This is a genomic window from Burkholderia sp. KCJ3K979 (assembly GCF_016759955.1).
GTDB lineage: Bacteria > Pseudomonadota > Gammaproteobacteria > Burkholderiales > Burkholderiaceae > Burkholderia > Burkholderia orbicola.
Genome location: NZ_JACFYV010000279.1, coordinates 1 through 7,665 on the forward strand (window position 1 = coordinate 1; position 7,665 = coordinate 7,665).

Genomic DNA, 7,665 nt, shown 5'->3' on the forward strand with positions numbered 1-7,665 from the left:
CCTGCAGGACGATATCCGTCACGCGGGCGGCAAGTGGGTCGACGAGGAAGTCGTGCGCGACGGCAATCTGATCACGAGCCGCAAGCCGGCCGACCTGCCCGCGTTCAACGGCGCGCTGGTCGAGCGACTCGCGTCGCGGGGGGCATGAGCCGATGCCGGCCGATTCCGGTTCCCCGCGCGCCGTGACGCTGACCGACGAACCGCCGACGTTCGACGGCGCGGCGTTGCAGTTGCGCTTCGTCGTCGACGTCGACGGCGTGCCGCAGGCCTGCGCGATCACGGTCGAGGCGCTGGAAGATCATTTCGGCGCGCGCTCCGCGCTGGAGGCCGATCTGCGCGACGCGTTCGAGCGCGGCCGCGCGCGGATCGAAGCCGCGTGCGCGGACGTGCTGGCGAGCGGCAACCACGACGGGGTGCTGCACAGCGGCTATTTCCGGGCGCCGGCCGGGCGTGCGCGTGCGGGCTTGTTTCGCTCGCGGCCGTGAGCGGCGCGCATGCGCTGCACGTCTTCCGCGCATTTTATTCTGCTGCATCGGTCATCTGCGGCCGCTCGCCGCGGCCAGCCGTTACATGCCGTTGAAAACTTTGCAGCGGCTCGAACGCGCCGTGCGGTGCCACATCGCGCGGCGTACGCAACGCACGGACAGCGGCCGCACCACGCCGGCTGGCACGTTCCCTGCATGCCCGTCACGTCGCCGGCGCACGATGCGCGCCGCCAGCCGATGCGACGCCGGTGTCGCGTCGCGCGTAGCCGTTAACGGGGAAACGAGCATGCTGACCGCCCACGAATTTGCCGCGCTGTTCCTCGCGCATCACGCGCCGGAACAGATCCAGATCGACCGCGACGACGTCGTCGCGCTCGTCGAACAACACCTGATCGTGCTGCAGCAAGACGATACGTCGGGCGCGCACCGCCCCGCACTGACGGCTGACGGGCTGTCGGTCCTGCGGTGCGTGCAGCGTCATGACGCTGCCGAATTCCATGCGATCGGTGTGAGCGACGGGGCCGACGCGTGACGCGCCGGCCCGCGCGGGGCATTCACCGCGCGATCGCGACGGATGCATTGACCTGCACGACCGGCGGCTCGCCGTCGAACGGCGGCGCGTACAGGAAGCGGTCGATCACGCCGGCCTCGAACAGCAGGCAGTAGGTCGAGCCGCCGAACTGGAAGTAGCCGATCTCGTCGCCCTTGTCGACGCGCTGGCCCGGCACGACCTCGATCACGCACGACGACACGTCGCCCATTCCGACGAACACGGCCGCGACCGTCCCGATGCCGGGATCGTCGCTCGAGATCGCGACCACCGCGCGTGCGGCGACCGCCGTCATGTAGCCCTGCGAGTCGTTGAGCCCGGCCGGGTCCGGGCCTTCCGCTTCGGCGACCGAGTAGTAGGTGCCGTCGACGCGATACGCGTGCGTGACGACGCCGCGCACCGGCGCATGCCAGCGGTGGTAGTTGTACGCGCTGAGGTAGGCCTGGTAGACGTCGCCGCCGACGAAGCGCTCGGCGAGCGACAGCCGGGCGGGCGTGAAGAGGTCGCGCAGCGAATACGGCTGCGACTTGATCCAGAACGTGTCGCGCAGCTTCACGTTGGTTTCGGTGTGATAGGGCGACGCTTCGCACGCGCTGACGATCACGTGCGGATCGTCGGGCGCCGCCACCGGCCGCGCGCCGTCGCGAAAGCGCCGCGTGAAGAAGTCGTTCCACGAATCGAAGCCCCAGTGCGGCTGGTCTTCGCGATACTGGAACTGCGACAGCCCGAGGCGCTTGCGTGCTTCATCGCAGAACCAGCCGTCGGGCGCCGACGTGTCGAGATGCGCGCGCGAATGCGGACCGCCGAGGAAGTCGCACCAGACGTTCAGCACGCGCTTCAATTGCGCATTGACGGAGGCGTCGCGAAACACCGCGTGGCCCGACGGCATGCACATTGGCCAGTCGAAAAACGCGTTCAGCGGGCACACGATCAGGCTTTCCTCGCTGAATGGCGGCGTGTAGGTCATCAGATGGTCGATCACCGTCATCAGCTCGCCGATCGACGCGTAGCCGAGCCGGTATCCCGCTTCGCGCGCTTCGTCGATCGCGCGGGTGAGGCTCATGCGCAGCACGGCGTTGTCGTCGAACAGCCGCGCGAGTTCCTGAACGGCCGGCGTGCGCAACCGGTCGCCGGCATGCGCGCGCGCTTCGCTCGCGATTTTTTCGCGGAACGCGGCCATGTGCGCTTCCTCGCTGGCCATCCATCCGCCGAGGCGGCGGCGGGTAGCGGGCGGCGTGTTGCGATTCGTCGGCATCGTCTCCTCCGGAAGGTTTCGGTCGAATCGATGTAGCAAGACGCTTGCCCGAGCGGCGGCATTGAAATTGCTGCATCCGAGCGACCGGTTTGTTTTCGATGACTCAGGAGAACAGCATGGCTACAGCTTCGAATGCACGACAGACGAACGAGGCGGGATCGACGGACGAACGCCGCCGCGACGGGCAGCGGACCGTGACGCCGACGCGCACGCGAAAACGCCCGCAGGCGGCGCTGCGCCATGCGGCGCGGCGGGGTGAGCGCGGTGACGGTCGTGCAAGCGGCAATGGGCCGGTGACACCGAGCCGCGGAGAGGAGGCGGCGAAACCGCTGTGGGAGGATGACCGCGGCGAGATGCCGCCGGAAGAATGGTCGTGAGGGTGCCGAAGCCTGTCGTCGACTGCACGAAAACGCTTACGATCGGGCGTTTCGGTTGAAATTCGATGACGCGTGTACAAAATCGATTATCGACGGCACGTTTTGAACCAAATCGATTTTGGTGACAGAGGGCTGGCACGCAGGAGGCGCCGGCTTCAATTTCGACCCCGCCCCGCGACGAGCACTGCCACAGGTAATTCGGCCAGACAGCGATCGAGCGCCAGCACACCTTCCGGCGCGTCGATCGCGTCGCGCGCATTCAACCAGTCCGTCCACGGTCCTTCAACCCCGCGCGGCAGCACGACCGCCGTATCGCCCCATTGCGCAGGCTCCACGCGCGGTATCCCTGGCGCTTCCCCCAGCAACCGGCACGCGAGCCGTGTCGCGACCACCACCACCGTAGCTGCCTCATCACATCGCGCGAACGCCACCACGTGCCGCGCAAGCCTGCCGCGCACCCGCAGCGGAACGTAGGCACCGTCCGCGAACGTCGCCGGCCATCGCGCCCGCAGCGCCAGCATCCGTTCGATCAGCGCGCGCTTCACGCGCGCATCGGGCCACGTCGGCAGATACGATGCGACCGGCCCGTCGACCGGTTCGGCCGCCAGCGTCGCGAACGGCACGTCGCGCCGGTTGTCCGGATCGACGAGCGAGTGATCCCATGACTCAGTACCTTGATACAAGTCCGGCACGCCGGGCGACGCGATCCGCAGCGCCGTCTGCGTGAGGCTGTTGACGACGCCGGCCGGCGCGATCCGTGCGACGAACGCATGCAGCCGATGCGGAAAATCGCCCGCGCCGCGCGGCGTCAGGATCGTGCGGACGAACGCTTCGCAGCCGTGCTCGTAATCCGGCTCGGGCGCGAGCCAGTCGGTGTACTGCTTCGCTTCTCGCAGCGCCTTCGTCTGCCACTGCACGACGCGTGTCGCGAGCGCGTCGAGGCCGGCCGCATCGTCGGGCGCGAGCGCCGGCGGCCAGCAGCCGACGAGCGTCTGGTAAAGCATCGTCTCGGCGGCCGGCCCGGGCGTCCACGCAAGGTCGCGGTGCGGGCCGCCGCGATGCGGCGCGTTCAGCGCCGACCAGTCGAGCGACACCGCGCGCCATGCATCCGGCACCTCGCTCAGCACCGCGAGCCGCGCGCGCGCGTCCTCGCCGCGCTTGTGGTCGTGCGTGGCCGTCGCGACGAGCCCGTGCGGCACGGTGCGCGCGCGGCGCCGGTTGCGCGCATGGAACGCGCCGCGCGACAGGCTGAAATCGCCGGCGTCGGCGCCGACCTCGTTGCGCGACAGCAGCCGGCCGTAGCGATAGTTGGCGGTATCCTCGACGCCCTTCGCGGCCAGCGGTGCGGTGAGCTGCGCGAACGCGACGCGCGCCGCCAGCAGCGCATCGGCGTTCGCGCGCGGCACGCGCACGACCGGCAAGCCGAGCCACGCGGCGACGCGTTCGAGCGCGAACCGGTCGGTCGGATCGACCGCCGCGTACGCGCCTTCGTACGCGTGGGCGAGCACGCGCCGGTCGTCGTCGGCCGGCTCGTCGCCCGGGGCCGGATACATCCGGTACACGGGCAGCCGCACCGCGAGTTCGCCGAGCACGCGCTGGATCGCGATCCGGCTGACGTCGCGCGTGACGGGCGACGCCCGGGCAATCTCGTGTAGCAACCGCGCGACCCGCGCATGCTCGGCGGCGAGCTGGCGCATCAGCACGCGCCGCTTGCCGTCGAGCGCTTCCTGCGCGAACGTGCGCGCCGAACCCGACACGGCCGCCCAGTGCGCGGCGAGCGGTTCGGCGCCGGCCGGGTCGTGCAGCAGCGCGCCGACGTCGTTCATGAAGTCGTAGCCGGTCGTGCCGTCGACGGCCCAGTCGCTGCGCAGCGACTCGCCGGGCGCGAGGATCTTTTCGACCACGACGTAGGGTCGCGCGTCGCGCTGCGCGGCGAGCCGAGCGTGCAGCCGGCGGCAATACGCGCGCGGATCGGCGAGGCCGTCGACGTGATCGACGCGCACGCCGTCGACGAGCCCGGCCGCATGCAGGCGCAGCGGCAGCGCATGCACGGCGTCGAACACCGCCTCGTCCTCGACGCGCACGGCCGCGAGCGTCGCGATGTCGAAGAAGCGCCGCCAGTTCAGCTCGTCGGCGGCCGTGCGCCACCAGGCGAGCCGGTAGTGCTGGCGTTCGAGCAGCCGGTGCAGGCACGCGCGCGAGCGGGCGCGGCGCGGGTCGGCGCCGCGCAATACCGCGTCGAACGCATGCGGACCGTGCGCGGCCGCATAGTCGCGCAGCGCCGCATGGGCGGCGGCGAGTCGCGCGCTGTCGCGTGCCGGTGCGGCATCGAAGCGCTCGGCGAGCGCGTTCAGGTCCGCGCGGTTCGCGATGCGCAGGATCTCCGCATAGGTGGCGGCGGCGACCGGCAGCCGCCGCCCGGGGCACGCGATGATGAAGCGGCCCGTGGCCGGATCGGCGCGCAGCGTGATGTCGCCGGCCGCGAGCGCATCGCCGTACGGCGCGCCGAGGCAGGGCAGCAGCACCTTGCCGTCGAGCGTGGGGTCGGGCGGATGCCAGTCGATGTCGAAATAGCGTGCGTACGGGCTCGCCGGCCCCCATTCGAGCACGTCGTTCCACCAGCCGTTCGACGACCCGCCGACGCCCATGTGGTTCGGCACGATGTCGATGACGATGCCGAGGCCGCGCGCACGCAGCGCGTGGACGAGCCGCATGAAGCCGGCTTCGCCGCCGAGTTCCGCGCCGAGCGCGCCGTGGTCGACGGTGTCGTAGCCGTGCCGCGAGCCGGGCTCGGCCGTGGACACCGGCGACAGGTACAGGTGGCTCACGCCGAGCCGCGCGAAGTAGTCGGCGTGCGCGGCAGCGTCGTCGAACGTGAAGCCCGCATGCAGCTGCAGTCGCAGCGTCGCGCGTGGGGTCATGGGCCATGCCTCCGCGAGCGGCGCGCGTGCACGACGGCCGCGATGCGCGTGCGCACGTCGGCGTCGAACAGCGCATCGATCGTGCGCGGCAGCCGCTGCCGCCAGTTCGGATGGCCGCACGGCGGCCCCGGCAGGTTCGGCTGCGCGTCGAGGGCGAGCAGATCCTCCAGCGGCAGCAGCGCGAGCGGCGACGGGCTGCTCGCGACGTAGCCGAGGATCGCATTCACCGGCGGCGTGTCGGTTGGCGGCACCGCAGCGTCGGCCGGCACGCAGCCTGCGTGCTGCAGCGCGTGCCACAGCGCGGCACGCTCGGTGGCGCGTTCCGCGTGAGCGGCAAGCAGTTCGGGAGGAGGCGGGGGCGTCGAGTGATTCGAATCGGGGCGCTGCACGGTGTCGTGACCGTACGCCATGCTTTGCACGATCTCGTCTGAATCGTGCGCGCTCGCATCGTCCGGCTCTGGCGCTGCGATGTCGCGAGGTTGCGTTTCGTCGCGCCGCTTCGCGGCTTCCGCCTCGGCTGCGACGCGCCGCCATCCGAGATCGACGCCGCGCCACCAGCCGGCCACGGTCGGCAAATCGTGCGTCGAGGTCATCGCGATCGCGTCGCGATCCCACGCGGCGGGCGGCCGGAACGCGCCATCCGCATCGCGCTCGAACCACAGCACGCGCATGCCCGCGACACCCTGCGCGCCGAGCCGTTCGCGCAACCCGGCCGGCACGGTGCCCAGATCCTCGCCGATCGCGATCGCGCGATGGCGCGCCGCCTCGAGCGCGACGAGCCGCACCAGATCGTCGAGCGGATAGCGCAGGTACGCGCCGCTGCGCGGCGAGCCGCCGTCCGGCACGATCCACATTCGCGCGAAGCCGAGCACGTGGTCGATGCGGATGCCGCCGGCGTGCGCGAACGCGGCGCGCAGCAGGTCGATGAACGGCATGAAGCCGTCCGCACGCAGCGCGTCGGGCGTCCACGTCGTCACGCCCCACGCCTGACCGGCCGCATTGAACAGGTCGGGCGGCGCGCCGAGCGATACACCGCGCAGCAGCGTCGTGCCGTGCGCCCACGCGTCGCTGCCGGCCTGATCGGAGCCGACCGCGAGATCGGCGATCAGCCCGGTCGCCATGCCCGCGCCGCGTGCGGCGTGCTGCGCGTCGCCGAGCGCGCGCGACGCGCACCATTGGAGGAAGGTGTGGAACGCGATCGTGTCGGCATGCTCATGCGCGAACGCGTCGACTTCCGCCGACCCCGACATGCGCCATTGCGACGGCCACTGCCGCCAGTCCGCGCCGATCCCGTGCTCGATGCAGAACGCCTGCAGCGCATCGAAGCGCGCATGCGCGTCGAGCGCCGCGCCGCCCGCCGCGCGAAACCGCTGGTACGTGTCGCGCGACGGGTCGTCGCTCGCGCGCCATGCGTCGAAGCACGCACGCAGGCGCCGCAGCTTCGTCGGCAGCACGCTGGGCCAGTCGATCAGCGCGGCGTCGGCCGTGGCAGCGGATGGGCGATGTGCCGCGTCGGCGCCCGGCACCGCGTCGCAGTCGAGATACGCGACGTTGTGCCAGCGCCGCGACGACGGCGAATACGGGCTGTCGTGCGCGGGAAGCGCCGGATAGCCGGCATGCGTCGGGCTGATCGCCACCGCCTGCGCGCCGTGTCGCGCCGCCTGTGCGGCGAGCCGCGCAAGCGCCGTGTAATCGCCCGCGCCATCGTCGCCGGTGCGGCGCAGGCTGTAGAGCTGCGCCGCGATGCCCCAGCGGCCTCCGTCGTGCGCACGGGCGAGCGCGTCGAATGGCCGTGCCCGCGGCGGCGCAATCGCGAGCCCGATGCGCTGCTCGCCGATGTCGAGCGCGTGATAACCGGGCATCGCGAGCGGCGGCAGCGTGCCGTGTTCGCCCGCGCCGCCCACCCGGCCGTCCACGTGCCCGCCGGTTTCGAGCGAGATCCTGAAGCGCGCGCCCGGCGGCGCGATGGTCGCGGGCAGCGTCAGCGGCAGGCCGGCGTCGCCGGTCACGAGGCGTGGCGGCGACGCGTTCGCATCGGCGAGCGCGGCCGCGCTGTCGACCCGCTGGATCGCCGTGC

The 7,665-nt window shown here is 71.5% G+C and carries 7 protein-coding genes; 4 read left to right on the plus strand and 3 right to left on the minus strand.

The genetic code is table 11. The annotated features are described in order from the left end of the window. The 3 genes from H3O04_RS32310 to H3O04_RS32320 all read left to right on the plus strand — a co-directional run. The coding region (locus H3O04_RS32310) for a DJ-1/PfpI family protein (protein WP_202589232.1) at nt 1–148 on the plus strand (148 nt) is incomplete at its 5' end. Nucleotides 149–152: 4 nt separating this feature from the next. Further along, entirely contained in the window at nt 153–485 is a 333-nt protein-coding gene (locus H3O04_RS32315) for a DUF1488 domain-containing protein (protein ID WP_202589233.1), read from the plus strand. Nucleotides 486–771: 286 nt separating this feature from the next. After that, complete coding sequence (locus tag H3O04_RS32320; RefSeq protein WP_011545545.1) at nt 772–1,017, plus strand: hypothetical protein; 246 nt, start codon at nt 772–774, stop codon at nt 1,015–1,017. A gap of 22 nt (nt 1,018–1,039) precedes the next feature. Here H3O04_RS32320 and H3O04_RS32325 read toward each other — a convergent pair whose 3' ends face one another. Further along, nucleotides 1,040–2,290, minus strand: coding sequence for a phosphatidylserine decarboxylase family protein (locus H3O04_RS32325; protein ID WP_023477691.1), 1,251 nt, complete (start codon nt 2,288–2,290; stop codon nt 1,040–1,042). Between the two features lie 116 nt (nt 2,291–2,406). Between H3O04_RS32325 and H3O04_RS32330 the strand changes: the two genes are divergently transcribed. Continuing rightward, a complete protein-coding gene (locus H3O04_RS32330; protein ID WP_185714684.1) occupies nt 2,407–2,667 on the plus strand; it encodes a hypothetical protein in 261 nt (86 codons plus the stop codon). A gap of 155 nt (nt 2,668–2,822) precedes the next feature. Here the strand turns inward: H3O04_RS32330 and treY are convergent, their stop codons facing one another. Together treY and malQ are read right to left on the minus strand one after the other, a co-directional pair. After that, a complete protein-coding gene (treY, locus tag H3O04_RS32335) occupies nt 2,823–5,588 on the minus strand; it encodes a malto-oligosyltrehalose synthase (RefSeq protein ID WP_202589234.1) in 2,766 nt (921 codons plus the stop codon). After that, a partial coding sequence (malQ, locus tag H3O04_RS32340) for a 4-alpha-glucanotransferase (RefSeq protein ID WP_202589235.1) occupies nt 5,585–7,665 on the minus strand: 2,081 nt, incomplete at its 5' end. The genes malQ and treY, both read right to left, overlap by 4 nt.